This is a genomic window from Acinetobacter sp. YH12211 (genome assembly GCF_013418015.1).
Lineage (GTDB): Bacteria > Pseudomonadota > Gammaproteobacteria > Pseudomonadales > Moraxellaceae > Acinetobacter > Acinetobacter towneri.
In genome coordinates this window covers 137401-164133 of the sequence record NZ_VPCW01000001.1, presented here as the reverse complement: position 1 = coordinate 164133, position 26733 = coordinate 137401, and the positions used below count along the sequence as shown (strand labels likewise).

Below are 26733 nucleotides of genomic sequence, written 5' to 3'. Positions count from 1 at the left end.
AATCGTTATTTATATTGGCTTCATAGATGCTACGTCTTGGTGTATTGGGATGATGCAGCATCCACAGATCCGCTATTTTTATTTGTCTAAGCGCTTGATCAATTCAGCGGTAGACAGATAGCCGCCTAAATATACGCCTTCGGCATTATAAATCGCAGGTGTGCCATTGACGCCCATATTTAAGCCCAATTGATACTGAGCACGAACAGGGTTTTTACAGTTGGCAGGTGCAATTTGTGCGCCATTCATGACCTGATTAAAGGCAGCGTGACGATCTTCGCTACACCAAATTGCTTCCATAGCAGGCATGTGCTGTTCACCACGCGGCCAAGCAATGTAACGGACTTCAATGCCTTTACCATTCATTTCATCCATTTGCTCATGTAGACGATGGCAATATGGACAGCTGACATCGGTAAATACATAAATGACGTGTTTGGTTTTGCCTTTGGCAGGGAATACCAATAAATCTTCCTGTTTTAATTCAGCAAAAATTTTCTTGTTCACGCCTGCTTGCAGGTTTTCACTGACGTTATGTAGTTCTTTGTCACCTAAACGGATCACATCGCCCTGAATAATGTATTTGCCATCACTGGTGGCATAGACCGATGACATGCCTTCAAGACTCACCCAAAATAAATTTGGAACTTCAGTGGCTTTAATGTCGGTAATTTTGGCGTTGATACCTGCAGTTTTAAAATGTTGCTGCAAGGTTGTACTTAAACGCTGTTGTGCATTGCGTTCAATTAGGGTTGATGCTTCACCCGTTGCAGGCGCACTGGCGGTGAGTGTGGTTTGCTTTTTATCTTCATTGTTTGCATTTGAACATGCGGTGATTGCAAAAGCACTTGCCAGTGAACAGGCAATCAAAAGTGTCGAGCGGGTAAATGTCATAAACAACCCTTTCTTGTTGGCATAAAAAATAGAGCGTTAGCATAACAAAAAATATTCGTGATCGTTAGGGTCTGTTGCCATTTCATAAATGGCTTACGTTCATAGATGAAGTGTCAACAGACCCTATGCTTCTACGTCGTTTTTGTTTTTTTAAGCCCGTGGATGATGTTGGGCATGCAATTGCTGCATACGGATTTGTGCAACGTGGGTATAAATTTGTGTAGTGGATAAATCGCTGTGCCCGAGCAGCATTTGTACCACACGTAAATCTGCCCCATGATTGAGTAAGTGTGTGGCAAAGGCATGTCTTAACGTGTGTGGCGATAACTCGGCTTGAATGCCTGCTTGCAGGGCATAGCGTTTAATGGCATACCAAAAATTTTGTCGGCTCATAATGCCGCCATGCACCGTTAAAAATAGATAATCGGTGGCACTTTTATACAGTTGCGGACGCGACTCGGTTAAATATTTTTCTATCCATTCACAAGCGACTTGTCCCATAGGCACCAAACGCTCTTTATTGCCTTTACCTACAATTCGTAAATAGCCTTGTTTTAGGTTGATTAATTCTAAACGTAAATTCAGCAATTCCGTCACTCGTAAACCGCAAGCATATAAGACTTCAAGCATGGCACGATCTCGTAATCCGAGTGCAGTGTTGATGTCAGGAGCGTGAATTAAGGCTTCAACATCGGCTTCAGATAAATCTTTGGGTAAGGCACGACCTAATTTTGGGGTTTTATGCGCAGCAACAGGGTTGTCAGAGCGCAGTTTGTGCTCTCTTAAAAATTTATAAAAAGAACGTAGTGCAGACAGGCAGCGTGCAATAGAGCGGGGGCTTTTTTGTTGTTTGGTGAGTTCGATGAGTACATCTGAAATATCGTCATGATTCCATTCAGGCATGGGTTTGCTGACATAGTCACTGCATTGAATTAAATCGGACAGATAGGCATTGCGGGTATGCGGGCTGACACTTTGCGCGATTAAATCGTTGCGATAGCCTTCCAAAAAGCTCAAAGCTTCTGGAATTTGTATTGCAGCAGGAATACGAGGTTTTTTGTTCAGCATAGGAATCACAGACGAAATCACAAAATTAATTGAGAAATTCGATAATAAGCAGCGTTATTTTCTACTCTAATCCAATTCAGCAAGGCTGTCGATGTGATATAAAGCATTTAAATGTAAGTCGACCTTATTTGTTAATTGTTCTCATTTGCATGTTATAATATGCAAAATGGTATAGGAATTTCACGGTGCGTTTGTCAGAACTTAAAGCAAAACAAACAGCCATCATCCGTCAGGTATTACGTACCGCCGATGGTGGAACATCCCTTAGTGACTTGGTGGCAAACCGCTTAGAAACACTGGGTTTTGTGCCGGGTACGCAGGTGCAGGTGATTACCAAAGGTATTTTTGGTGGTGATCCAATCCTGATTCAAGTGGGATTTACCCGTTTTGCTTTGCGCAAAGTAGAAGCTGAACGCATTGAAATTGAACAAGGGGTGTCCGCATGAGCGATGCCTTACGTATCGCACTTGTAGGGAATCCAAACTGCGGTAAAACATCTTTATTTAACCATTTGACAGGGACACGTCAAAAAGTTGGCAACTACGCAGGCGTGACCGTAGAGCGTAAAGTCGGGCAATTCACCTTGCCTTCGGGACAGGCGGTGCGGGTGTTGGATTTGCCCGGAACTTATAGTTTAGAAGCCACCAGTCCCGACGAAGCCATTACTCGAGATGTGGTACAAGGCAAAATAGCCGAAGAAGGTCAGCAAGATGCCTTTCTTTGTGTCGTGGATGCCACCAACCTGAAATTGCATTTGGGCTTGGTTTTGGAAATGATTGCACTGGGTCGTCCGATTTTGTTGGTACTCAACATGATGGATGAGGCGCGTCGTCGTGGCATGCAAATCAACACGCAAAAATTGTCTGAGCGTTTGGGTGTACCTGTGGTGGAAACCGTGGCAGTGCGTGATTCAGGTATTCAAAACTTAATGCATGCCTTAGATCAGGGCAAATTTGCTGTTCCGCAGACAGAATTGACAGGCTTAACAGGCAGTCAGCATCAACGGATTCAAACCATTTTGCATGATGTGGTGCACTTTGTAGATCAAGAAGACAAACGCTCCGACTTCCTCGATAAAATTTTTTTACATCCTGTATTCGGTTTAGTCAGCCTTGCGGTGATGATGTTTGTTGTCTTCCAAGCGGTATTTGCTTGGGCTGCACCGTTTATGGATGGCATCGAAAGTTTATTTGGCTGGCTAGGTGAAGTGATTGGCGAAAACATTAGCCATCCCTTGCTGAACAGCTTGATTGTGGATGGCATTATTGCGGGCGCAGGCGGTGTGGTGGTGTTCTTGCCGCAAATTTTAATTCTGTTCCTGTTTATTTTAATTTTAGAGGAATCGGGTTATTTGCCACGTGCCGCATTCTTGCTCGATAAGCTGATGTTTAGCGCAGGTTTGAGTGGTCGTGCCTTTATTCCATTGCTGTCTAGTTTTGCCTGTGCAGTGCCGGGCATTATGGCAACACGTAGTATTGCTGACCCACGTGATCGTTTAACCACGATTATGGTTGCGCCGTTAATGACTTGTTCTGCGCGCTTGCCTGTATATGCCTTACTCATCGCAGCATTCATTCCCAATCAAACTGTATGGGGCATGTTTAATTTACAAGGTCTGGTCTTGTTCGGTCTGTATATGGCAGGCATTGTGAGTGCCTTGGGCGTATCTTTTGTGCTTAAATTTTTGCAAAAAGATAAATCTGAGCATGTCTTGTTGATGGAACTACCAAGTTACCGTTTTCCAGACCTAAAAAGTGTTTGGATTGGTTTGCTAGATCGCGCCAAAATTTTCTTAAAGCGTGTCGGTGGCATTATTTTTGCACTGTCGATTTTATTGTGGTTCTTGTGTACGTTCCCGCAGCCGCCTGAAGGCGCGACCATGCCTGCAATTGACTATAGTTTTGCAGGGATGCTGGGGCATGTATTACAGCCAATTTTTGCTCCTGTGGGCTTTAACTGGCAGATCGTGATTGCCTTGATTCCTGCGATGGCAGCGCGTGAAGTGGTGGTGGCTGCATTAGGCACAGTCTATGCCTTATCTGCAGTGGATGAAGATGCCATGTCCCAAGGTTTGGCTGCTTTAATTAGTGGTGGTGGTGAACTGGGCTGGTCATTGGCAACGGGTTTATCGTTATTGGTGTGGTTTATTTATGCACCGCATTGTTTGGCAACTTTAGCAACGGTAAAACGCGAAACAGGATCATGGCGTACGGTCAGTATTATGACCTGCTATCTATTTGGTTTGGCTTATTTCATGTCATTCCTGACTTATCAAACGGCATCGTATTTGTTGGGTTAAGGCACATGCCTGACCTACAGGAGTAGATGAACATGGTTGAAATTTTAATTGTTGCTGCATTGGTACTGTGGAGTGCTGTAGTAGTCTTTAAAAAAGTCTTTCCCAAGACTTCTGGCGCAGTTTTTCTAAAACTCTCCAATTTCTGTACTGAAAAAGGCTGGCATGGCTTGGCCAAATGGCTAAAACCTGCAGCCGCGGCAGGCTGTGGCGGCAGTTGTGGTTGTGATTCTCAAGATCAACCCGCAGAAAAGAAAGTTGAAGTTCAAGCGGTGAAGTGGAAATAGGCTTGTTTATTCACTTTAGCAATATTCTTTTTAAAAACCGTCTGCAATATGACGGTTTTTTTACGCACTGACACAAAAAAACTGCAGGAACTGCAAACAGAAAAAGCATTCAAAACAGCAAAGTGCTACTATTTTGTCTGTTTCAAAATTAGCGCACAAAATGGGGCAAAAATGTTAATACAACGTGGTGGATTAAAAGTCGTTGCAGGACTTGGTATTTCTGGTGTTGCAGCCGTTAATTTTTTACATCATCAGGGTTACCGCGTTGCTGTGACAGATTCTCGCCCCACACCTCCAGGGCATGACCAAATTCCTGCCGAAGTAGAAACCCGTTTTGGTCAGTTTGATCAGGATTTATTGCTGTCTGCGGAAGAAATTGTGATTAGCCCAGGTTTAGATCCAAAACTCCCTGAAATTCAGGCTGCGATGGCGCAGGGCATTCCTGTGGTGAGTGAAATTCAGATTTTACGTCGTGCGACCGACAAACCTATTGTGGCAATTACAGGGTCTAATGCGAAAAGTACCGTTACCACACTGATTGGTTTAATGGCAGAGCAGGCAGGTAAAAAAGTCGCGGTAGGTGGAAATTTGGGACGCCCTGCGCTGGATTTGATTAAAGATGATCCTGAACTGTATATTTTAGAACTCTCCAGTTTTCAGCTAGAAACCACCTCGAATTTAAATGCAGAAGTGGCGGTAGTGCTGAACATGAGTGAAGACCATTTAGACCGTCATGGCGATATGTTCGGTTATCACACCGCCAAACATCGTATTTTTCAGGGTGTGAAAAAAGTGGTGTTTAACCGTGATGATGCTTTAAGTCGTCCGTTAGTGCCAGATCAAACCCCTATGCAAAGTTTTGGCTTAAATGCGCCTGACCTAAACCAATACGGCTTATTAAAAGATGCTGATGGCAGCATGTGGTTGGCACGTGGGCGTGAGCGTTTATTAAAAAGCACCGAGATGTATATTCAAGGCACACACAATATTGCTAATGCATTAGCGTGTTTGGCATTGGGTGAAGCCATTGGTTTATCTATGCACAGCATGCTGGAAACGCTGAAAACCTTTAAAGGTTTGGAGCATCGTTGTGAATTCGTCAAAGAATTACATGGGGTGCGTTATTATAATGACTCCAAAGGAACCAACATCGGTGCAACTTTGGCAGCTTTAGATGGCTTGGGTGCAGCAATTCAGGCACAAGGCGGTAAGGTTGCGATTATTTTAGGTGGGCAAGGCAAAGGGCAGGACTTCACTGCGCTACGCCAATCATTGCAACAATATGCCAAACTGGCAGTGTTGATTGGTGAGGATGCTACGAAAATTGAAACAGCAGTTGCGGGAACAACCCAACTCTTAACTGCAGATACCTTGCAACAAGCAGTTGAAATCTGCCAACAACATACACAAGCGCATGATGTGGTGTTATTGTCACCTGCATGTGCAAGTTTTGATATGTTCTCGGGCTATCCAGAACGTGGTCACAAGTTCGTTGCTTATGTCAACGCACTGGTATAACAACAATAAGGTGTGAGATATGGCTGGCTTTGCTCAGACAACAATCAATAAACTCAATCAGGTCTATGAGCGCTGGTTACCCAAACTGCCAGCGGAAGTGAATGTACGCAATGTACTGATTTTTAGCGTACTGGCGCTGTTATGTATTGGTTCAATCATGGTGGCATCGGCTTCGATGCCTTATGCCGAGCGCATGCATGAAAATGCCTTTCACTATGTATTGCGTCATGGCATTTCTATTGTGGTGGCATTAATCGCTGCCGTGATTGCCTATAGAGTGCCGTTGAATACCTGGTTTAACAACACCTTCTTTCTGTGGATTGTGACCATTGCCTTGTTGGCTGCAGTGTTGCTGGTGGGTACTGAAGTCAATGGTTCTAAACGCTGGATTCGGGTCGCAGGTTTTACCCTGCAAGCTTCCGAAGTCGCTAAAGTGATGATGGCCATTTTTACCGCTGACTATGTGGTGCGCCGTGCCGAAGAAGTGCGTAATAACATTAAAGGTCTGATTCGTCTTGCAGTGATTATGGCAGTCACGGTAGGTTTGGTGATTGCAGAGCCTGACTTGGGGGCGACCGTGGTGATTGCCTTGACCATGTTAGGGGTCTTCTTTTTAGCTGGTGCGCCATTAATTCAGTTTGGTATTGCCTTTGGCGCGATTATTGCCGCCTTTGTGTTTTTGGTGGTATTTGAGCCTTATCGTTTTGAGCGTTTAATGTCGTTCTCAAACCCGTGGAATGACCCTTTGGGTGTCGGTTATCAGTTGTCTAACGCCTTAATGGCATTTGGACGCGGTGAATGGGCAGGCGTAGGCTTGGGGCATAGTATCCAGAAAATGTCCTATTTACCTGAAGCACATACGGACTTTATGTTGGCTGTCTTAGGTGAAGAGTTTGGCTTTTTAGGCATTTTTGTGGTGTTGAGCTTGTCTTTTGCTATACTGATTGCCTGCATTAAAATTGGTCATCGCGCCCTGAAAAACCAGTACTTACGTGCAGGATATTTGGCTTATGGCATCAGCATTATCTTCTTATTACAGATTATGGTGAATGCAGGCATGAATATGGGTATGTTGCCTACCAAAGGTTTGACTCTACCTTTTATTAGTTATGGTGGTTCATCGTTAATTATGTGTGCAGTGATGGTGAGTTTGATTCTGAAAATTGAAGCCAGCACGCATGAGATTAACCCTAGCCGTGAAGAATCCAGCTTCTAGAATTTATCCTTCTATTTCGCTTCTGGCTGAGCATGGTGCAAGACCATGCTTGGCATGACTGTTCCGCAGTGTAAGCACTTGACTGTAGTATTTTTTTGTTTAGACATAGGAAACAAGGGAATAAAAAATAAGGAAAAATATTGTCGTTGCTGTCTGAGTTCATAGCTACTGCGAGTGCGGCAAACGGGGCAGCTAAATTGACTTTTCTCGACCACTTTGGTTTTCGGTCCAACACCAAAAATAAAAAACATGACACAACCTCAAATGATCCATTTCAATTTGAGCATAACTGAATTTTAAATTTTATAAATAATAGCCGTGTAAAGCTGTGCCTGCAGGAATACGTGAAAGATCCCATTGCTGAATGGCTTGCGTAAGCATGCGTGCAGGGGTGTCTAATTCGACAGTGGCTTGATTTAAGGCAGTTAAAGCGGCTTGTAGCAGCTTCGGTGCTTGGGCTAAATCTAAAGCTTGTGCCAAGTTCTGTTTAGACAGTTTTTGCCCTTGTGCATTCATGGCTAAAGGCAGGTGCGTGTAGCTGAGTTTAGGGTAGCCTAACAGTTGCCCCAAATAGATTTGCCGTGCGGTGTTGTCGAGTAAATCTGCGCCGCGAACCACATGGGTAATGCCTTGCAAATAATCATCCACCACCACTGCCAGTTGATAATTGATAATGCCATCACGCCGTTTTAGGACAAAATCGCCCAAGTCCTGCGCAAGGTTGGAACATTGTTTGTCTTGCAGGCGGTCTTGAAAGCAAATCTCTTGGTCTGTGACTTTGACTCGAATCGCTTGATTGGCAAAATCTAAACCTAAATTGCGGCAAGTCCCTGCATAAATATGATTGGAGCCAAGCATTTTGCGGGTGCATTGACAGGCATAGACCAAGTCGCGTTGCTGCAATTGTTGCAACACGGCTGCATAGAGATCGAGGCGATCTTTCTGGAAAATAATTTCGGCATCCGGCTCAAATTGAAAGGCATCAATACAACGCAAGATATGATTTTCACTGCCAGGGTAAATGCGTGGGATGTCAGTATCTTCAATACGTACCAGCCAAGTGCCGTGCTGGGCTTTGGCATCGCAATAACTGGCCACTGCGGTAATGAGTGAGCCAAAATGCAAAGGGCCGGTTGGCGATGGCGCAAACCGACCTATATAGCGAGTGAGCGAAACATCGTTTCGCTGCTGCTCAAGCTCCGAACTGTGTTCGGCTAGGTAATTCTCAACAGTCACGATTAACCGTTGTTTTGCTTCTCTTTGATCTCTGCCAAAGTTTTGCAATCAATACATAACGTTGCAGTTGGACGCGCTTCTAAGCGACGTAAACCGATTTCGATACCGCAAGTTTCACAGAAACCATAGTCATCGTTTTTAATCGCTTCAATAGATTGTTCAATTTTACGAATCAATTTACGTTCACGGTCACGAGTACGCAATTCAATTGCAAACTCTTCTTCTTGAGTCGCACGGTCGTTGACATCTGGCAAGGCTGTATTTTCGTCTTGCATGGTGTTTAAAGTGCGGTCAACTTCTGACATTAACTCTTCTTTCCACGCCATGAGAATTTGACGGAAATGCTCGAGCTGTCCTTCAGACATGTATTCTTCATTTTTTTTAGGCTGATAAGGTGCAATACCAAATAAGCTAGCTGTAGAACCGCCCTCTAAAGCCTTTGGCTTTGCCTTACGCACGCGTTTTGTAGCTTTTTCTTCTACAAGATCTGTTTGTTCGTCCAAGACTTGATTTTGGTTGTCATTCGCCATGTAGGGCATTCCTCATCATATGCGCACGATTGGTACGCGAAAAATATGGTGATATGCAAGTGTTTTTATCCACTCCCAAAGAACAATATTCGATCTTCGGGGGACGTCATCATATAGACTTTTTTTGATTATGGATAGTCTTTGATGTTTGGATGTGTTATCGCATTTTTTCGTTGAAGGCATAAAGTAAAGCAAAAAAAATAAAATGGAAAGTTAATAACCTGAAATTTCAAAATTTATTTGTTGTGTGACATGCTCAACCCGATGCACTTGGGTGCTAAAACTGCCATCTGCATTCAAATGTAACACACGGTAACCCGGTGCCTCAGGCCCAAGCGCAAAGTGCTGGCTATGTGGTTTAAATTGCACGCAGGTCGAAGGCGTAGAGTAAAATTGAATCCCTTGCCATTCATTTAATGAGTCTTGATGCACATGCCCACACAGCACCAATTTGACATTGTTGTGGCGTGCCAATACATCAATTAAGGCTTCGGTATTTTTAAGTTTGTGCTGATCTATCCAGTGCGATTGCATATCAAAAGGATGGTGATGACAGGCAATAATCACCTGCTGCTGCGCATGTTGCTGTAAAAGCTGATCTAACTGCTGTAATTGTGCTGCGTCCATCCAGCCATCAATCCGACCTTTAACCGCAGTATTCAGTAAAATGACACTCCAATTGCCCAACTCAATTGCATGAACTTGATTGGACTGTAAATGGAATGGAAAAACCGCGGCATCATCATGATTGCCCGGAATCTGGAAATGCGGCGTATTCAAAGTCTGCATAAACTGCAAATAACGCTGATAGGTTTCAGCAACAGGGATTTGTGCTAAATCGCCTGTATGGAAAATAGCATCGAGCTGCGGATATTGCTGTTGAATATCGTGCATTACCGCGTGAAAGCTGCGTTCAGGATTCATGTGCACAAACTCTAAATCTTCCTGATTCATGAGGTGCGTATCTGAAATTTGTACAATTGTCCAGCGCTCTGGCTGGTGTGTATTTGGGAATAAAGTCATGCCTGACCCCTTAGACATCCTTCACGGTTTTAATCTGTTGTTGTAACCATTGCAATGCCATAATGACAGGTGCGTTCTTTAGCCGACCATTGGTCAGTAAGTCAGGAATGTCCTGATAATCAATAATATGTAATTGGATGTTTTCTCCCTCATCTGGCATTCCAAAAACGCCACCTTCCTGTGGTAGCGTGGTATTCGCACTATATAAGTGGAACAACTCTGCACATGCCCCTGCAGAAGGGTAAAAACTAAATAAATGTTGTAATTGTTGCAGCTCGCAGCCTGACTCTTCTAAGGCTTCACGACGAATGCAGCTTTCAGGCGATTCATTGCCATCCAGTACCCCTGCAATCACTTCCAATTGCCAAGGCGAGTCGCTGTCGTCAATTGCACCAATGCGGAACTGTTCAATCAGTGCAAATTTTTGTTGTGCGGCATCATAAATGAGTACCCCAGCCGCTTCAGGGCGTTGAATAAGTTCACGCTGAAGGACTGGGGTATAGGTGGTTTGATTAAACAAGCGATGGCTCAGGCTGACTTTCTCAACCTGAATAAACCCGCGATACAGGTATTCACGCTGGTGAATCTGTGCATCGTGTTGACCATAAGTTGCTTGTTGAATAATCTTCATAAACTCTCATCAGGATGAGCAAAGCATGATTTCATCCTAACTGAGATTTGATTGAATACAAACGCTTTTTAAACAATTTATAGCTTATGGTACAATTTTTGACCATGTTCCTGATAAGCGGTTTTCATGGCTTTGAGACCTGATTCTACCTCTGCATCTACTTGCTCTGTTTTGTTCGCAGCATTTTGATTTTGTGCATAATCTCTCACATTTTGGGTGATTTTCATGGAGCAGAACTTTGGTCCGCACATTGAACAGAAGTGTGCAGACTTATGCGCTTCTTTTGGCATGGTTTCATCATGCATGCTGCGTGCGGTGTCTGGGTCAAGGCTCAGGTTGAACTGATCTTCCCAGCGGAATTCAAAACGTGCTTTAGACAGCGCATTGTCACGGGCTTGTGCACCTGGGTGACCTTTGGCAAGGTCAGCCGCGTGGGCTGCAATCTTATAGGTGATGATGCCGTCTTTGACGTCTTTTTTGTTTGGTAAGCCCAAATGCTCTTTTGGTGTCACATAGCACAGCATTGCTGTACCGTACCAGCCAATCATTGCTGCACCAATGGCAGAGGTAATGTGGTCGTAGCCTGGAGCAATATCAGTGGTTAATGGGCCAAGTGTATAGAATGGTGCTTCTTTACAGACCTCAAGTTGCAAGTCCATATTTTCTTTGACCATGTGCATTGGTACGTGCCCCGGGCCTTCAATCATCACTTGCACATCATGTTCCCAAGCGCGGTGAGTCAATTCACCCAAAGTTCGCAGTTCGCTGAATTGTGCTTCATCGTTGGCATCTTGAATACAACCCGGACGTAAACCATCACCTAAGCTGAACGATACATCGTAAGCTTTCATGATTTCGCAGATTTCATCAAAGTGTGTGTAAAGGAAGTTTTCTTCATGATGCGCCAAACACCATTGCGCCATGATTGAACCGCCACGCGATACAATACCTGTTAAGCGATTGGCCGTGAGTGGTACATAACGCAATAACACGCCTGCGTGAATGGTGAAGTAATCCACACCTTGTTCAGCCTGTTCAATCAGCGTGTCTTTAAAGATTTCCCAAGTGAGGTCTTCGGCAATGCCGTTTACTTTTTCTAGTGCCTGATAAATAGGTACAGTACCAATTGGCACAGGCGAGTTGCGGATAATCCATTCACGGGTTTCATGGATGTTTTTACCTGTCGATAAATCCATGATGGTATCTGCGCCCCAACGGGTCGCCCAAGTCATTTTCGCGACTTCTTCATCAATACTTGAACCCAGTGCCGAGTTACCAATATTGGCATTGATTTTGACCAAGAAGTTGCGACCAATAATCATTGGCTCACATTCTGGGTGGTTAATGTTGGCAGGAATAATTGCACGGCCTTCAGCCACTTCCTGACGTACAAATTCAGGCGTGATTTCAGTTAAGTTTTTAGCCCCAAAGTTTTGCCCTGGATGCTGACGCATATCGACAGCTTCGCGTTGGCGTTGGTTTTCACGAATGGCGATATATTCCATTTCAGGGGTAATGATGCCTTGTTTGGCATAGTGCATTTGGGTGACGTTTTTACCCGCTTTGGCACGACGCGGCTTTTGAATATGGGCAAAACGAATCTCTGCAGTACGAATATCGCGTAAACGCTCTTGACCAAAGGCTGAGCTGAGGGTTTCTAGTTTTTCGGTGTCTTGGCGCTCTTCAATCCAGCTGTCGCGGATGTTCGGCAAGCCTTTGTTCAGATTAATTTCAACATTTGGATCGGTATATACACCTGAAGTGTCATACACCATGAGCGGTGGATTGTGCTCACCGCCTAAACCTGTTGGAGTGTCGGTCAGTTCAATTTCACGCATTGGCACCTGAATGTCTGGGCGTGAGCCTTGAATATAGACTTTTTTCGATGCAGGCAAAATGCGGGTTAAATCTTTGGCATCTTGCTCGTGTTGAGCAGAAATGTCAGCAGGGGATAGATTCGTTAATTGGTTCATTGCAATGATCCTGAAGAATGAAATCAACGAATCAAGCACGACCAAAAACATTGCAATTGAGTTGTTGAGACTTTAATAGTTCAACATTAACCGTGTGGCTGGGTTTTTAGGTGGCTTGATTCCTACGCAGGTTTTAACCTGATCAGGTTCAACGGTACTTGGGTTTACAGCTTGGTTTGCAGATTTTAGGCTACAAACTCAGCATGGACACAATCTCAGCGAGGAATTACTCGCGCTCCGTCAAGCTGTATAAATAGTAGCACGTTGTTGGTATAAAAGCAGGCTTCGCGCGGCTTTTATTCTTTGATGCCTAAGGACAAGGATTTGAGCTTTAAGCGACTTTGGATAATTAGCGAGTAATACAAACGGCATCACTAAAACAATCGCGTTTTGCATGGATGGAGATGTTCTTTAAATTTAAATATTGATGCAACTGTGCATGTACTAAAGCATCATCGCCATATTCACGCTGTTCACGTGCAGTGGGCTGTGCTGCAATTTCAGTGAGTCGTTGTTCACTGCTCATGTGTAAAAAGGCAAGGAATTTACGCGCTTGCTGTGCTAAGGGAGATTTTTGCAACTTTGCCAGTTTTTTAATTTCAAATAATACGGCAGGTTGGATACTGTATTCATCGACATAATCCTGAGAAACAGGACTGTTGACTGTGCCTTTAAACAGCAGCAAGGCATACACTTCGGCTAGATAACGTGCATCCCGTATAAAGTGACTTTTAGGATAACGCTGCACGTAATCTTCCCAAAATAAGGCGCGTTCAGTCAAATCGGCAGCATCAAGGGTGAGTCCACCATCACGCAGGCTGTGCTGCATATTGTCATTGGCCATTCTTTCAATAAAAATCTGCTCGGCATCGGGCATGTAAGGCGCAAAAATAATGGCTAAGTATTGCGGGCTTCGACGATAAACCAACTGTGCTTCACCTGCATCGTATAGCTCTAAATAGGCTTGTCCCTTATGTTTCAATAAATATTGATCACGCAAGGCAAAGTTTTCAAAATGACTTTGCTGAATGGTCGGATGCTGTGCCATATCAAAAGCGTGTTGGTCAAAGGCAGCTTGTTCTGCAGCGCTGCGTTCTACATGCAAAAAGCGTTGATACATTTGGGTCGAAAGATTGAGCAAATTTAATTGTTCATTCAAAGGCAGCAAGGGTAGGCAGACTTTTAAATCCTGATTAATTTGTTCTAGCGCAAACGTGGTGCGGGTATTGTCAATTTGCTGCATATTGTGCTGAATATTTTCACATATTTGGGTCAAATCCACAGGCTCGCTGGCACTGGCCTGTACCTTTGGTGGTTCAGCTACGGGAGGTGTATCTGAATTTTGGCAGGCGAGCAAATACAGACAACTGCCAAGCAGTAGGGCAAGTTTACTGGCGCGAAGAAATTTAACCATTACAGCAATTCAACATGAGTATTCATTCATCATCTAGTGCCTTCATTTAGGCACTATGGATTCCAAAAATTCAAAATGAGTCATTCATACCAAAATTCTAAATTTAAAATATCCGCTGTGAGGCACACGGTTTTAGAAGCTTGGGTCGAAGGACGAGGGGAGAGCTTGCATTGTAAAGTCAAAGCCACGGAGTAAATTGTAGTATTCTGCTAGAGTTTGGTTACATGCCTGTGAGTAAGTACCACTTTATGCAGCGATTGTTAGCACGTGTATGGCTTTGCTTAATTATTGCAATGAATTGAAATAATATGAAAAATTATCAAAATTAATGAAAGTCATACGAAAAAAATGCAAATTCGCTTTAGTATGGGCGGTGTAAAAATACATTGCAGTAGGATTGACGAAATTACAGAGTGGGTTGATCGAAAAATAATGAAAAAAATGATGTTAGTAACATGCTTATGTTGGATGAGTTCAAGCGCTTTTGCTTTGGATTTAATGCAAGCCTATCAGCGTGCTCAAAATAGCGATCCGACTTGGCGCGCACAGCAATTACAATATCAGGCCGATCAATTAAATTTAGGGCTTGCGCAAGGCAATTTACTGCCAACTGTGACTCTGTCGGGCAATATCACCCGTAAAAGTCAGGAAATGAGTCGAGTCAATATTGCCAGTTCCTCGCCAGAGCTTTTAAGCAGTTCATCTTCAACTTCACGTCAAGTCGCGTTAACAGCACGTCAGCCTTTATTTCGTTGGGATGCTTGGCAAGCCCTGAAACAAGTCAAAACCTCGTTAAGCCTGAGTGAAGTCACCTTACGTTTACAACAACAGCAACATATTTTGAATGTATCAGAAGCGTATTTTAATGTGCTGAGACAGCAGTCTTTAACAACAGCATATTTACAAGAAGAAAAAGCTTTGTTGGAACAGCTCAATATGATGAATGCCAAACTGCGTGAAGGTTTGGTGGCTAAAAGTGAAGTCAGTGAAGCCAATGCGCAATATCAAAATGCACGAGCGAACAGGATTGGAACACATGTGCAGTTGGTTTTGGCACAAGAGCAGTTGGCACAATTGATTGGGCCATATCAAGAAAGTTTGGCAGTTTTGCGAGATGACTTTCAATTTCAAAAACCTGTGCCTGAAAGTTTAGAGGCATGGTCGCAATTGGCACAAACTCAAAATTTGGCTATTCAACAGGCACGTTTGCAGCGACAATATGCCGAAGATGCACGTCGGGTTGAACAAGCAGCACGTTATCCGCAGGTAGAAGCTGTGGGCAGTTATGGTTATGCCAAACAAAGCCCTGAAAGTATCATGTCGCCCGATGGTCAGTTCGACCAGGTCGGGATTGAAATGAACTGGAATGTGTTTAGCGGTGGGCGGGTCAATAAAAATGTGCAAAAAGCAGTGGTTTTGGTACAAAAATCTGAAGCCGAGCTAGATGCAGCAATCCGTAAAGCCAATACCGATGTGAAACAGGCATATTTACAAGTCGAAACTGATCAAGCCAAATTGCAGGCGCGACAGGCTGCAATGAATTCAGCAGATTTAGTGGCACGAGCATCCAAAGCGCAATATCAGGAAGGTTTAAAAACCATGGTGGATGTACTGTTGGCACAGCGTAACGCCTTTTCTGCCAAGCAGGATTATCTCAATGCACAGTATGACTATTTGAAGCATGTGTTACAGTTGAAAGCAGCCGTTGGGCAATTGACTGAACAAGATGTGCAGGAAATGAATGCTTGGTTGATTCGGAAAGCCATATAGGGTCTGTTGACATTTCATAAATGGCTTGCGCTGTAGGCTAAAACTGAGCAGATCAGGCATGAAACGCAGGGAATAGCGAGACTATTGCCAAGTTTCATAACGCAATCTGAGAAAGTTTTAGCCACATGAGCAAGAACAAAGCGTTGCTTTGTTTGCTGCGCAAGGGGGCGAGCATATTTTTGCTACTATTGCTTTATGAGTCAGTCATTTAGAATGACTAAATTTCCTGTCCCATGCCTTATATCAGCTAAAAAATATGCGTTGCCGCAAACATAGACGAAATGTCAACAGACCCAAGTCATTTTGTCATCTGAATGGCTTATGCTGTTTAAAGGCAGAAACGATCAGACTTGAGAGTTTGGTGAGAAAATGTCATAAAAACGTCATCATTGCTGTGCTTTAATATTCAATCATTGCGTCAGTCTATCCTTTTGTTGTGGAGTGTATTCCTTGAGTACGAATAATCCTGTGTTAAGTCACCATATTTCTTCTCAGTTCAATGAAGATTTGCAGGATGTAAATACCAAATTTATGGCCATGGGTGGTTTGGTAGAGCAGCAGGTTGCCAACTCGATTCACGCACTCTTGGATACCGATGCAGCCTTGGCGGTAGAAGTTCAGTTCCAAGACAATGTTGTCAATCGCATGGAAACCGAAATTGATGAAGCCTTAACGTTGATTTTGGCGCGTCGTCATCCAGCCGCAATTGATTTGCGTATGGTGATTGCCATGTCTAAAGCCAATACTGACTTAGAGCGTATTGGTGATGAAGCTGCAAAAATTGCCCGTATTGCCCAAAACTTATGTGAAGAAGGTGGTTCGCCACGCGGCTATATGGAAACACGTCATATTGGTAACCAAGTGCGTGTCATGATTCACGATGCACTGGATGCTTTTGCACGTTTAGATGTCGATCAAGCACTGCGTGTTTTACTTGCCGATGCCGATATTGACCGTGAATATCAATCTGCAACACGTACTCTAATGACGTATATGATTGAAGATCCGCGTCATATTTCACGTGTGATTAATGTGATGTGGGTGTTACGTTCGTTAGAGCGTATTGGTGACCACGCACGAAATATTTCAGAACAAGTGATTTATATGGTCAAAGGTTTTGACGTACGTCATACCAGTGTCAAAGAAATTGAAGAAAAAGTACAGGAACGCTAAGTTCAGCTTTTTTGAATATTCAGCCATCATCTAATGATGGGGCTTTTTTTATGGCTTGAAACAGCCGAAATTTTGGATAAAAAAAATCTCAGACTTTGGGGGAAATCTGAGATTGAAATCGGGGATATTTATTATAGTGAGAGATAATTGCTTATCTCCTTGAAAATAAGTATAGGAAAATCACACTCAAGAATCATGTGGTTTATTGTAGTGGAATGTAGCGTTTTATATACAAATGTATTTTTAAATTACATTATTTTTAGTGTGATTATTTTTAAAACTATTCTTTTTGAAATCAATAATTAATCTATTGTTAAGTGTTTTGTTGTGACTATAAAATATACGCTTCAATCGAGAAATAAAAATAGGAAATTAGCTTAATTTTTTGAATCTATTTTCATTTATTTAAAACATTGTTGCGGCAACTCATAATCACAAATGGCATAAAAAAAGAGCCTTCATAAAGACTCTTTTAATTGTAAAATAAACAAGGTTTGAATTTTCCAAAATGAAAAAACAGTACTTGGATTAGTTTTGAGGTTTTAAGCCTTCTGCGACTTCCAAACTGGCATCATTGTTGAGAAACTTCTCACGTTGTTCTTCCAAAAACTTTTTCGCTTCAGGTTCAAACACATTTAAACGCTTTTCATTAATGAGCGTAGTTTGGTGTTTGAGCCATTCCTGCCAAGCCTGTTTAGATACCGTTTCAAGTAATTCTTGACCTTTGGCACCCGGAAAAGGAGCGAAATCCATCGCTTCCATGTCGGTTTGATATTTACGACAAAATACTTGTTTAGACATCTCTCACTTCCTGATTATGCATAAAGTTGAGCAAGACGTGTTTGAGCACGTTCAATTGCCGCTGCAACTTGTGCAGGCGCTGTACCGCCAATATGATCACGTGCATTTACAGAGGCTTCAAGGGTCAGTGCTTTTTCAAATACATCAGCTTGAATTAAATCTGAGAATTGCTGTAATTGTTCTAGGCTAAGTTCAGACAAGTCTTTGCCTTCTTGTACGCCCAATGCTACGGCTTTACCTACAATTTCATGTGCATCGCGGAATGCCACGCCATTTTTTACTAAGTAATCTGCAAGGTCAGTTGCCGTAGAGAAACCACGTAATGCAGCTTCACGCATTTCTGCAATGTTTGGTACTAAAGCAGGAATCATATCGGCAAATGCCATGAGCGAGCCGCGCACGGTATCAATGGCATCAAACAAAGGTTCTTTGTCTTCTTGGTTGTCTTTGTTGTAGGCAAGCGGTTGACCTTTCATCAGGGTCAACAGACTCATTAAATCGCCATAAACACGACCTGTTTTACCGCGCACCAATTCTGGTACGTCTGGGTTTTTCTTCTGCGGCATAATGGATGAGCCTGTGCAGAAACGGTCTGGAATATTCACAAACTTAAATTGTGCCGATGTCCATAAAATCAGCTCTTCAGACATGCGTGACAAGTGCATCATAATTAACGATGCAGCAGCGTTAAACTCAATTCCGAAATCACGGTCTGATACAGCATCTAGCGAGTTTTCAGATACGGCTTCAAAGCCCAATAATTCTGCGGTAAAAGCGCGGTCAATTGGGTAAGTGGTACCTGCCAAAGCGGCAGAACCTAAAGGCATACGATTAACACGTTTGCGGCAGTCAATTAAACGCTCAGAGTCACGTACCAACATTTCAAACCACGCCATAAGGTGATGACCAAAAGTCACAGGCTGTGCGGTTTGTAAATGAGTAAAACCAGGCATAATGGTGTGGGTGTTTTTGGCTGCCAAGCTTAAAATGCCGTGTTGTAATTTTTTTAATAATTCTAAAATGGCATCAATTTCGTCACGGACATACAAACGAATATCGGTTGCCACCTGGTCGTTACGGCTACGACCTGTATGTAATTTTTTACCTGTAATGCCAATACGTTGAGTAAGGCGTGATTCGATGTTCATGTGGACATCTTCAAGGTCAATACGCCATTCAAATTGACCTGCTTCAATTTCAGCCTGAATGGTATTTAAACCTTGAATAATATCGTCACGCTCTTCAGTCGTAAGTACGCCTACTTTGGCAAGCATCGTTGCATGCGCAATTGAGCCAGCAATATCTTGTTTATAAAAGCGTTGGTCAAATTGAACAGATGCTGTAAATTCAGCAACAAAAGCATCAGTCGCTTCAGAGAAACGACCGCCCCACATACCCGAAGTTTGGGCTTGTGACGGATTTGAGGAATTAGAAGATGTGGTCATATCGGCTCAATAAAGTAAAAAGCGGTGATTTGGACAAGAGTATAACAAATTCAGATTCACTTGCCGAAGAACAAGCCAATCAAACTTATGCTGATACGCAGGCAGAACAACATGAGCTGTATTTTTTTACGAAAATAGGACGTTGGCAATATCTAATTGAATTATTTATTGGCAGTAATGCCTTGGCAATGGTTTTGGCACTGGCTGAAGCACAAGGTTGGCACGGCTTAAGTTTTGCTCGGGTGCTGCAATACGTACTCTATATCAATTGGGTGGTGTTGTGTTTTGCGGCCTTGGTGGAGTTTTTTCAGGCGCGTTTTTTACGCATGGGCTTGAGTTTATCTTTTTTGGTCAGTTTTTTGCTGCTGCAAGGCATCGTGTTGCTGACCACGCTCAGTTTAAATACCTTGTTGCATTTTGGGCAAAACTTTCATCTACAGCAGTTTGGTATAGATGATCTGTTACATGGCGTTGGACTGCATTTGAGTTATGGCGTGTTATTGGGCGCATTTTGCTTTCGTTATATTTATGTACGTGAACAGGCGATTCAGCAACGGCATAGTGAATTACAAGCGCGGGTACATGCCATGCAGGCGCGTATTCACCCACATTTTTTATTCAACAGCCTCAATAATGTGATTAGTCTCATTGCCATAGATCCCGATAAAGCCGAGCAAATGTTGCTCAATTTGTCGCGTTTATTTCGTGCCAGTTTGCAAGAATTAAAACTGGTTAGCCTGAAAGATGAGATCGAACTTTGCCAGCGATATTTAGACATAGAACAAATTCGTTTAGGCGAGCGTCTGACCGTGGAATGGAAAATTGAACAACCGCAACTGCTCAGTCAGGTACAAATACCCTTATTAACTTTACAACCCTTGTTAGAAAATAGTATTTTTCATGGAGTTGAAAAAGTTTTAGCAAAGAGTACGATAAGTATATTGATCGAAATATTGCAAAACCAAGTCAATATTGTCATTACAAATCCGTATGTCAGCGATAAAATAAATTTAAGACAAGGACACGGTATCGCGCTACAAAACGTGAAACAGCGTTTACAGGCTTATTATGGGCGCAGTGTCGCTTTTCAAAGTTATGCGGGGAATGGTATGTACACGACGGTGTTGCAATATCGCTATAAATAAAAAAACTTGTGATTGTTCTGATTTTTCTTAACTTGATAAAAATAAAGTATTCAACTGAAAAGGAGGGGAAATGGACATCCTAATTTGTGATGATGAGCCTCTGGCAAGAGAGCGATTATCACGTTTGGTCACTCAATTGGGGCATCATGTGGTGGCAACGGCAGCTCATGGGCAACAGGCGATTGAACTGGCAGATGAACATCAGCCGGATGTCATATTATTAGATATTCAAATGCCGGGAATGGATGGTTTAAGTTGCGCTCAACATTTGCGTGAGCTTGACCCAATGCCAGCCATTGTGTTTTGTACCGCCTACGATGAACATGCACTCGAGGCATTTAAGTCCAATGCGGAAGGCTATTTGTTAAAACCTATTATGCAACAGGAATTGCAACAGGTTTTAGATCATTTAACAAAACTCACGCAAGCGCAGATGAGTCATTTAAAACAAAAAGAAAATATGGACGAATTAAAAATAAAACGTCACCAAATCGCGGCGAAAACCTATCGCGGTGTAGAATTGGTGCCAATAGAAAATATCTACTATTTTTTAGCCGATCAGAAATATGTCACTGTGCGTCATAAAAATGGCAGTGTCCTGATTGATGAAACGCTGAAAGATTTAGAAACCGAGTTTGGTGATCAGTTTATTCGGATTCACCGAAATGCCTTGGTCTCGATTCAGTTTTTGGAGGGGCTAGAAGTGGTCAATTCAGGACAGTATCAGGTACGTTGCCGTGAGCTAGATGAGCGTTTGGCTGTTAGCCGACGACATTTGCCTTTATTGCGAGAACGCATCCAAAAACTCTAATTTGTCAGCATCATCGCAGATGAATACGCAACAGATTGATAAATCGGTAAAGAAATAGACTTGCATTTTTAGGGGATCAGGTTAAGTTTAGATGAACTTATTTATCTTGCTTAGCCACTATGATGAAAACCCTGAAAATTGCAACTCGACAAAGCCCGCTTGCGTTATGGCAGGCTGAACACATTCGTGCCCGCTTAGAGGCGATGCATGCCGATTTAACTGTTGAGTTGGTGACCTTTGTCACGCAGGGCGATAAAATTTTAGATACCCCATTGGCAAAAATTGGGGGGAAGGGCTTATTTGTCAAAGAATTAGAAGCCGCCTTAATGGATGGTCGTGCCGATTTAGCCGTACACTCTATGAAAGATGTACCCATGGCATTGCCTGAAGGTTTGAGCTTGGCGGTCATTTGTGAGCGTGAAGACCCGCTTGATGCCTTTGTATCGAATCACTATGCCAGTTTTGCAGATTTACCACAGGGCGCTAAAGTTGGAACTTCAAGCTTGCGCCGTAAATGCCAAATTTTGAAAGCGCGCCCAGATATAGAAATTATAGATTTACGTGGCAATGTGGGTACGCGCTTGTCTAAGCTAGATGATGGTCAGTATGACGCGATTATTTTAGCCAGTGCAGGATTAAAGCGTTTGGGCTTGGCAGAGCGTATTCGTCATACCATTCAGCCTGATATGAGCTTACCTGCCGTTGGGCAAGGGGCTTTGGGTCTGGAATGTCGTAGCCAAGATCAGGCGGTGTTGGATTTAATTTTGCCGTTAATGCATGCCGAAACCAATGTCTGTGTACGTGCCGAACGTGCTTTTAATGCCTACTTGGAAGGCGGTTGTCAGGTGCCAATTGCAGGCTACGCAACTTTGCAGAATGGTCAGTTGCAGATTGAAGGTCGTGTTGGTAGTGTCGATGGGCAAACCATTCTTAAAGCTGTGCAATATGGCGCACCTGAACAGGCTGAAATGCTAGGTGAAGAATTGGCAAAAGCTTTATTGGCACAGGGTGCGGGCGAATTACTCAAAGCCCTGTATCAATAATTCATATTGCACCAGAAGCCCATGCTCTTCATTAATACCCGACCTCAAGATCGTGCAGAGGCCTTAACTCAGGCTTTGCAACAACAGCATATTGAGGTCATTGATTTGCCCTTGTTGCAGCTTTCTGCACAGCCGTGGTCGGAGCAACTGGCTAATTTATATGCCCAGTTGCCTCACACGCATATTATTGTGGTGGTTAGTCCGACTGCTGTCGATATTGGGATGCAATATTTAGCCCAAAGCCAAATATCATTGCAGGACTTGCAGCATATACGTTGGGTGGCTGTGGGCGAAAAAACTGCAGAAGTTTTAAGTGGATATGGTCTTTACAGTGAAGTCCCACAGGTTGAAACTTCCGAAGGGATGCTGAGTTTGCCGTGTTTGCAAAATTTGAAAGTCGGCACACACATTGCCTTTTGGCGTGGCGAGGGCGGACGGCAATTTATGATGCAAACACTGCTTGATCAGGGGATGCAGATCCATAATTTTGTATTGTATCGGCGGGAGTGTCCTGCCAGTTCTATTGAAAAAATGCAGGCAGTACGCGCACGTTTAATACAATCTTCAGAATTTATCATGATGATCAGCAGTGAAGCCAGTTGGTTAAACTGGCTAAGCTTAATTCAGCGGGATTTCGATCTACTGAACAAAGGTCATTATTGGGTATTGGGTGATCGTTTAGAGAAAATTTTGCTCGATTATCAAACGCAGCATCATACAAAATATAACGTATTCAAGTTGACCCATTTAAAAACAGAATTAATATTGCAGCAAATGATGCGCATGCAAGGAAAACTATGAAAAAACTGGTTGTGATAGTGGTGTTGATCGCTTTGGTCTGGATCGTCAAATTAAGTTTTGATGTGATGCAAATTTCAGCGCAACAACAGCAACTCAGTCAAAGTTTGCATCTTGCAGAAAAAACCAATGCCAATTTAAATGATCAGTTGGTGGCTTTGCAGCGCCGTAATTATACCCAAGATGCACCAGAACAGCCCGCAGTATCCAGCGCTGTGCAGCAAGAAGATGCGATTCAACCAGTAGATATGGTGGCGCAGCAATTGGATTTGGTGGAATTTTCCTTACAGCAACAGCAATTTCACTATGCGACTGAAAAACTGGCAAATTTAGATCGTGAGTTGAACGAATATGCTTTAGCCCCTGCTTTGAAACAAAGTTTGCACCAAGTCATTCAGCAAGATCAGAAACAAATTCAACAATTCATAACAACACGTGATGCGCAATATCAACAAGTAAGTCAGTTGTTGCAACAGTTAGATCAACAATTAAAACAGCAAGCTCAACAGCCTGAGCTGAACCCTGCCGATGTCGATGATCGTTTTTTTTGGCAAAAATGGCTGAGTATTGAATCTGCCAAGCAACCTGCGACACAGTTGATGCAGCGTCAGATTATTTTAAAAGAAGCGCAATTGCGTCTATTGCTGGCTCGACAAGTCTTTATGCAAGGTCAATATGTGCAATATCAACAAGAAGTGAATGACATTATTCAGTTATTACAACAATTGCCTGATCAGAAAGCACAACAATTGGTTCAGCAATTAGAAAAAATTAAAAACTTAAATATCGTTCCAACGCCAAGTTTAAAAACACGTGCTTTATTGGGGGCGGTATAAATGAAACAGATTTTACTCGCCTATGTGGTGGTCAGTATTGTACTGGTCGCTTTGCTGAGCGTACTGAGTTATGGGCATGGTTCAGGCTATGTTTATGTGTATTGGCGCGAATGGCAATTACAAACCAATATTTGGTTGTTGTTGTTCTTTTTCTTGTCGATCAGTGTTTCGCTACAAATTTTATGGTTGTTGTTAAAGCGCTATTTTAGCCGTGAACAGCGTAAGGTTGAAACAGTATTTAACTTTAAAAATCTGCATCCTTATGAGCAGTTGGCGGTCATTTGGTTGTTGGATGCTGCAGAAGATCAACACCAGTTTATTCGACAGGTGTTTGCCCAGTCAGGTTTGCTCAAAGGAGTGATGGAAGCACGTATGCACTCCATCCAACAGCAATATCCGCAAGCGTTGGCTGCCTTAAATCAAAGCAGTGCCATGGCGTTTGAGTTGGCAGAAATACAGCGTATTGAAATTTATTTAGCGCAGCAACAACCTGAACAAGCTTTGACGCATTTAGAGTTTTTGAATCAGCACGAATTATCGCCGTGGTTATTTAAAGTCAAAACGGCTTATCAAAAACGTTTAATTGCCTTGTGGGGCGAATTTGCCACGCAATATCCTTGGCATTATTTACGTTCGACCAAATACGGGCATTTAGATGCAGACACCAAGCAAAAGTGGCTGACTGAGTTATTAACCCAATTTGAGCAAGCTAATGCAGAAAACTTACAGGCTTTGCAGCAGCGTTATTGCGATTTGGGGGAGCAGATTTTCAGTCAGCCTTATGCCATTCAGGTATTGTGGTTGAAGTTATTGTCGCGTCTGCCTGATTTAGCCGCACAACATGAACGTCTTGCGGTACAGATGTTGAGTGAACAGTTTAATCAGGAAGTGTTTTATTTATGGTTCCAACAGCAGTTGTTAAAACAACAACCTGATTATGCCAAAATTGAAAAGCAAATAAATCTGTGGGAACAGAAATACCCTGCATTACCTGTATTTAGTTTTGCCAAATGGCATATTTTTACAGCAACAGCGTGTTATTCAGAAGCCGAGCAATTACTGGATTTATATCCTGAACACGTATTAATGAGTTATTTAAGAGTTAAATCTAATTTAAAAGATCAGCCTGAATTATTAAAACAGTTAAATTTAATCTTTGAAAATAATTCTAATTTTGTCGAAATTAAAATTTAAGGGTGAGTTGTGTTAACACTAGCAGATTATCCAATTGTTTTTGAGCAGCGTGTTGCATGGGGAGATATGGATGCTTTTGGGCATGTCAATAATGTGATCTATTACCGTTATATGGCTTTGTTGCACAAAGATTTGAAATGCAAAGCGCCCCTAATTGAGCCAAATTTAAGGCGTAACTTGGGTAAGTGGTCGACCTAATTCCGTAAATCTGTTGAGGACTGCTACACGTGCATGAATTTCATTCACCTGACTAGGAAAGCTTCTTGCCATTAATTTATCGCCTAATAATTTGATGCAATGCATCTTGGTTTCCACCAAACTGCGGCGATGATAGCCTGACCATTTTTTCCATAATGTCCTGCCTAAACGTTTAACTGTTCGAAGTAATTCATTTCGCTCTAGCGAGCTGATCTTTGTATCTTTCCATGGTTTCGCATTTTTTCTAGGTGGAATCACCGCATGTGCTTGCCGATCTGCAATGACCTGACGGCATTGCTTGGTGTCATAAGCTCCATCGGTATAAACAGAGTCAATCTGCTCATCTTGTGGAATCTGATTAAGTAAATCACCAAGCACCTGTGAATCACTGACATTATTGGTTGTGAGCTGAATAGCGCGTATTTGTAGGGTTTTGGCATCTATACCAATATGTAGTTTACGCCATTGGCGACGATATTCAGCTCCATGTTTCTTGCGTTTCCATTCGCCCTCACCTAGAAACTTCATGCCTGTAGAGTCTACGAGTAGATGCAGCCCATCGCTACTTTTTTGGTAGCTGATTGCAATATCAATATGCTTTTGTCTTCTACAAAGCGTACTGTAATCTGGTGCGGTCCAATTTAATCCGCAAAGTTCAATCAGACTTTGCACAAAGCCAGTGACCATACGTAAAGATAGACGGAATAAGGATTTAATCATTAAGCAGCATTGGATAGCTGCGTCGGAGTAGGTTTGATTTCGCCCTTGTTTGCCTTTTGATGGAGCATACCATTGCGTAGCAGGATCAAACCAAATGACAATATTTCCGCGACTCATGAGTGCTCGGTTATATGCGGGCCAATTGGTTGTGCGGTAGATTTTGTGTGTAGGCTTCTTCATTTGAAAATTATATCGCTGAAAAAGCCTTTACAGATAGGTTTGTGCAACAAAGCCCCGTTATATTGAAAGTGCGCGTTTATATTATTTAGACCATTTAAAAATTTTACAGCAAGATGTTTTGACTGTGATTGCCTCAAATCAGTGCAAATATATACGTCCTGTGGTTTATCCTGATATTTTAAAAATTGGCGTTCGGGTAGAAGAATTGCGTAATAGTGCCATGCGTATGCATTATTTAATCCACAGTGAAGCACAGCAAATGGTGGTGGCAGAGGCAGATGCGGTGATTGTATGTGTAGATCGCGTCAATATGCAAAAAACCTTAATCCCTGAAAATGTACGCGCGGGTATTCATAAAATAGAAAAAACCGTACAGCATATTCTTGATTAAATCTTAATAATCAGTTCATAATATGTCCGACTGTTATTTATATGTAGAGTAGTAGATTTTTTATTGACGCTTCAGTTTGATAAAAATAGAATGAATCTGCTTAGTTTAATAACTGAATATAAAAAGCATAGTTTTTGGAGTA

Annotated in this window: 25 protein-coding genes, 2 pseudogenes and 1 riboswitch; of the genes and pseudogenes, 15 read left to right on the top strand and 12 right to left on the bottom strand. The window is 42.7% G+C overall.

Features of this window, described 5'->3' with window-relative positions; all coding sequences use genetic code 11:
* Positions 1-78: 78 nt before the first annotated feature.
* On the bottom strand, positions 79-894 hold the full coding sequence (locus FTU98_RS00775) for a DsbC family protein (protein ID WP_004975709.1): 816 nt from the start codon (positions 892-894) through the stop codon (positions 79-81).
* A 150-nt stretch (positions 895-1044) separates the two neighbouring features.
* Entirely contained in the window at positions 1045-1962 is a 918-nt protein-coding gene (xerD, locus tag FTU98_RS00770) for a site-specific tyrosine recombinase XerD (RefSeq protein ID WP_004975712.1), read from the bottom strand.
* Between the two features lie 185 nt (positions 1963-2147).
* On the opposite strand from xerD, the gene FTU98_RS00765 reads away from it, so the two are divergent.
* The 5 genes from FTU98_RS00765 to ftsW all read left to right on the top strand — a co-directional run bounded on the left by FTU98_RS00765 (position 2148) and on the right by ftsW (position 7279).
* Positions 2148-2408: a FeoA family protein gene (locus tag FTU98_RS00765; RefSeq protein ID WP_004975713.1), complete on the top strand. Its 261-nt coding sequence runs from the start codon at positions 2148-2150 to the stop codon at positions 2406-2408.
* Complete coding sequence (locus FTU98_RS00760; protein WP_131260988.1) at positions 2405-4261, top strand: ferrous iron transporter B; 1857 nt, start codon at positions 2405-2407, stop codon at positions 4259-4261. The genes FTU98_RS00765 and FTU98_RS00760 overlap by 4 nt, the downstream gene beginning before the upstream one ends.
* A gap of 32 nt (positions 4262-4293) precedes the next feature.
* Positions 4294-4545, top strand: coding sequence for a DUF6587 family protein (locus FTU98_RS00755; protein ID WP_004975717.1), 252 nt, complete (start codon positions 4294-4296; stop codon positions 4543-4545).
* A 171-nt stretch (positions 4546-4716) separates the two neighbouring features.
* Positions 4717-6063: a UDP-N-acetylmuramoyl-L-alanine--D-glutamate ligase gene (gene murD, locus FTU98_RS00750; protein ID WP_180050073.1), complete on the top strand. Its 1347-nt coding sequence runs from the start codon at positions 4717-4719 to the stop codon at positions 6061-6063.
* A gap of 19 nt (positions 6064-6082) precedes the next feature.
* Positions 6083-7279: a putative lipid II flippase FtsW gene (gene ftsW / locus FTU98_RS00745; protein ID WP_154321144.1), complete on the top strand. Its 1197-nt coding sequence runs from the start codon at positions 6083-6085 to the stop codon at positions 7277-7279.
* A gap of 11 nt (positions 7280-7290) precedes the next feature.
* Here the strand turns inward: ftsW and FTU98_RS00740 are convergent, their stop codons facing one another.
* The 7 genes from FTU98_RS00740 to FTU98_RS00710 form a co-directional block, all read right to left on the bottom strand.
* On the bottom strand, positions 7291-7530 hold the full coding sequence (locus FTU98_RS00740; protein WP_104852920.1) for a zinc-ribbon domain-containing protein: 240 nt from the start codon (positions 7528-7530) through the stop codon (positions 7291-7293).
* Positions 7531-7582: 52 nt separating this feature from the next.
* Positions 7583-8515: a tRNA glutamyl-Q(34) synthetase GluQRS gene (gene gluQRS / locus FTU98_RS00735; RefSeq protein WP_179989655.1), complete on the bottom strand. Its 933-nt coding sequence runs from the start codon at positions 8513-8515 to the stop codon at positions 7583-7585.
* Positions 8516-8517: 2 nt separating this feature from the next.
* On the bottom strand, positions 8518-9045 hold the full coding sequence (dksA, locus tag FTU98_RS00730) for an RNA polymerase-binding protein DksA (RefSeq protein WP_004975725.1): 528 nt from the start codon (positions 9043-9045) through the stop codon (positions 8518-8520).
* A gap of 213 nt (positions 9046-9258) precedes the next feature.
* The gene (gene cpdA / locus FTU98_RS00725; protein ID WP_180050070.1) at positions 9259-10068 is read right to left on the bottom strand and encodes a 3',5'-cyclic-AMP phosphodiesterase; all 810 of its coding nucleotides are present in this window, start codon (positions 10066-10068) and stop codon (positions 9259-9261) included.
* Positions 10069-10078: 10 nt separating this feature from the next.
* The gene (locus FTU98_RS00720) at positions 10079-10699 is read right to left on the bottom strand and encodes an NUDIX domain-containing protein (protein ID WP_168418389.1); all 621 of its coding nucleotides are present in this window, start codon (positions 10697-10699) and stop codon (positions 10079-10081) included.
* Positions 10700-10776: 77 nt separating this feature from the next.
* Complete coding sequence (thiC, locus tag FTU98_RS00715) at positions 10777-12672, bottom strand: phosphomethylpyrimidine synthase ThiC (protein ID WP_180050067.1); 1896 nt, start codon at positions 12670-12672, stop codon at positions 10777-10779.
* 102 nt (positions 12673-12774) lie between these two features.
* Positions 12775-12922: riboswitch (TPP riboswitch) on the bottom strand.
* A gap of 99 nt (positions 12923-13021) precedes the next feature.
* Positions 13022-14086 carry a hypothetical protein gene (locus FTU98_RS00710; protein WP_154321140.1) on the bottom strand — a complete coding sequence of 355 codons (1065 nt, stop codon included), beginning with the start codon at positions 14084-14086 and terminating at the stop codon, positions 13022-13024.
* A 432-nt stretch (positions 14087-14518) separates the two neighbouring features.
* On the opposite strand from FTU98_RS00710, the gene FTU98_RS00705 reads away from it, so the two are divergent.
* Both FTU98_RS00705 and phoU read left to right on the top strand, forming a co-directional pair.
* On the top strand, positions 14519-15856 hold the full coding sequence (locus FTU98_RS00705) for a TolC family outer membrane protein (protein WP_104852922.1): 1338 nt from the start codon (positions 14519-14521) through the stop codon (positions 15854-15856).
* Between the two features lie 450 nt (positions 15857-16306).
* On the top strand, positions 16307-17029 hold the full coding sequence (phoU, locus tag FTU98_RS00700) for a phosphate signaling complex protein PhoU (RefSeq protein WP_004975736.1): 723 nt from the start codon (positions 16307-16309) through the stop codon (positions 17027-17029).
* A gap of 528 nt (positions 17030-17557) precedes the next feature.
* Here phoU and FTU98_RS00695 read toward each other — a convergent pair.
* Together FTU98_RS00695 and argH are read right to left on the bottom strand one after the other, a co-directional pair.
* A complete protein-coding gene (locus FTU98_RS00695) occupies positions 17558-17830 on the bottom strand; it encodes an oxidative damage protection protein (RefSeq protein ID WP_004975738.1) in 273 nt (90 codons plus the stop codon).
* A gap of 14 nt (positions 17831-17844) precedes the next feature.
* Complete coding sequence (gene argH / locus FTU98_RS00690; protein ID WP_171458207.1) at positions 17845-19275, bottom strand: argininosuccinate lyase; 1431 nt, start codon at positions 19273-19275, stop codon at positions 17845-17847.
* Between argH and FTU98_RS00685 the strand changes: the two genes are divergently transcribed.
* The 7 genes and pseudogenes from FTU98_RS00685 to FTU98_RS00655 form a co-directional block, all read left to right on the top strand.
* Positions 19266-20420: a sensor histidine kinase gene (locus FTU98_RS00685; RefSeq protein WP_178318317.1), complete on the top strand. Its 1155-nt coding sequence runs from the start codon at positions 19266-19268 to the stop codon at positions 20418-20420. The two genes, argH and FTU98_RS00685, sit on opposite strands and share 10 nt — an antisense overlap.
* A 70-nt stretch (positions 20421-20490) precedes the next feature.
* Complete coding sequence (locus tag FTU98_RS00680; protein ID WP_004975743.1) at positions 20491-21231, top strand: LytTR family DNA-binding domain-containing protein; 741 nt, start codon at positions 20491-20493, stop codon at positions 21229-21231.
* A gap of 122 nt (positions 21232-21353) precedes the next feature.
* Positions 21354-22274 (top strand): hydroxymethylbilane synthase, encoded by a 921-nt coding sequence (hemC, locus tag FTU98_RS00675; protein WP_180050137.1) that lies wholly within the window; start codon positions 21354-21356, stop codon positions 22272-22274.
* A 21-nt stretch (positions 22275-22295) separates the two neighbouring features.
* Entirely contained in the window at positions 22296-23075 is a 780-nt protein-coding gene (locus FTU98_RS00670; protein WP_180050064.1) for a uroporphyrinogen-III synthase, read from the top strand.
* Positions 23072-23908 carry a hypothetical protein gene (locus FTU98_RS00665; protein ID WP_104852926.1) on the top strand — a complete coding sequence of 279 codons (837 nt, stop codon included), beginning with the start codon at positions 23072-23074 and terminating at the stop codon, positions 23906-23908. Before FTU98_RS00670 ends, FTU98_RS00665 begins: the two co-directional genes overlap by 4 nt.
* Positions 23909-25102, top strand: a complete 1194-nt coding sequence (locus FTU98_RS00660; protein WP_180050061.1) for a heme biosynthesis protein HemY — start codon at positions 23909-23911, stop codon at positions 25100-25102.
* A 9-nt stretch (positions 25103-25111) separates the two neighbouring features.
* Positions 25112-25216: pseudogene (locus FTU98_RS00655) on the top strand (acyl-CoA thioesterase); the annotation flags it as partial.
* Between the two features lie 51 nt (positions 25217-25267).
* On the opposite strand, the gene FTU98_RS00650 reads toward FTU98_RS00655, so the two are convergent.
* The gene (locus FTU98_RS00650; protein WP_104852498.1) at positions 25268-26200 is read right to left on the bottom strand and encodes an IS5-like element IS17 family transposase; all 933 of its coding nucleotides are present in this window, start codon (positions 26198-26200) and stop codon (positions 25268-25270) included.
* 55 nt (positions 26201-26255) lie between these two features.
* Between FTU98_RS00650 and FTU98_RS00645 the strand changes: the two are divergent.
* Positions 26256-26591, top strand: a pseudogene (locus FTU98_RS00645) (acyl-CoA thioesterase); the annotation flags it as partial.
* Positions 26592-26733 lie beyond the last annotated feature (142 nt).